The 1,255-nt window shown below is 51.8% G+C and carries 1 protein-coding gene; it reads left to right on the top strand.

Annotation, left to right across the window (positions count from 1 at the left end; translation table 11 throughout):
• Window positions 1-60 precede the first annotated feature (60 nt).
• Window positions 61-1,226, top strand: a protein-coding gene (locus ACT3TJ_RS17920; protein ID WP_139296708.1) for an IS3 family transposase whose coding sequence is annotated in 2 segments (ribosomal slippage) — window positions 61-322 and window positions 322-1,226 — 1,167 coding nt in all. Because the reading frame shifts where the segments join, the coding sequence is not laid out codon by codon here.
• Window positions 1,227-1,255 lie beyond the last annotated feature (29 nt).

Raw genomic sequence — 1,255 nt, 5'->3', positions numbered from 1 at the left:
TGATCTTGCCCAGTAACGATGGACACCTCAAGAATGTAATACACTGCAACGAGGTGAACCATGGCAAGATCGACGACATCAATGAAGAAAAAATCCTATACCCGTTACTCAGATACCTATCGGCAAGAAGCGTTAGCGCTTGCTGATCGCATAGGCGTTGCCGCAGCGGCTCGTGAACTGGGCATACACTCGAGTCAGCTTTATCAGTGGCGTTCTAAGGTTCAGCAACAGCAAGATACATCTGAGCGAGAGCGGTCGCTGGCAGAAGAAAACGTTCGTCTGAAGCGGCAATTAGCCGAAGCCAATGAGGAGCTGGCTATCACAAAAAAGGCCGCGGTGTACTTTGCGAAGAGCCTGAAGTGAAGTACGCCTTTATCCATCGTCATCGCCAGGCTTTCAGTGTTCAGCGCATGTGCCATGTTGTTGGGGTCGCTCGAAGCGGCTACTACGCTTGGCGACAGCGCGAAGGAGGTCTGTCTCTAAAGCGCAGCCAGCAAGCCGTTCTCGATAAGCGTGTGGCTGCGGCGTTTCACCAACGTAAAGGCCGCTCAGGCGCCCCGAGATTAGCTCTAGACCTGCAAGATGACGGAATACCGGTGAATCGCAAGACCGTGGCTGCCAGCTTACAGCGACAAGGCCTGCGTGCTAAAGCTGCCCGTAAGTTCAAGGCCACCACAAACTCTCGACATTCGCTACCTGTTGCGCCAAACCTGCTAGAGCAAGACTTCAGGGCTTCAGCCCCTAATCAAAAGTGGGTGGGTGATATCACCTACTTGGCGACGGGTGAAGGTTGGCTTTATCTTGCTGTGCTAATTGATCTTTACTCTCGCAAAGTCGTTGGTTGGGCAATGAGCGAGCGTATGACGGCAGATCTTGTCTGTGATGCACTACAAATGGCGCTATGGAAACGTAAAATGCCAACAGGCGTGATCGTCCATTCAGATCGAGGTGGTCAGTACTGTTCGACGCTGTATCAGTCGCTACTGACGCGACATGAACTCAAGTGCAGTATGAGCGCGAAAGGCAACTGTTATGATAACGCCTGTGCCGAAAGCTTCTTTCACAGCCTCAAGGTGGAAGCGATCCACGGCGAGAACTTTAAAACGCGAGATATGATGAGACGCCAGGTGTTTGAATACATCGAACTGGACTACAACAAGCAACGACGGCACAGTGCTATAGGGATGATCAGCCCAGAGGCGTTTGAAGTCCGAATGATCGCTTAAACGAGTGTCCACTGTTGCTGGGTAAGATC

Origin of the sequence: Halomonas sp. AOP30-A1-24 (assembly GCF_052378165.1) — a bacterium.
Lineage (GTDB): Bacteria > Pseudomonadota > Gammaproteobacteria > Pseudomonadales > Halomonadaceae > Vreelandella > Vreelandella citrativorans.
This window is presented reverse-complemented; position numbering and strand designations above follow the sequence as displayed.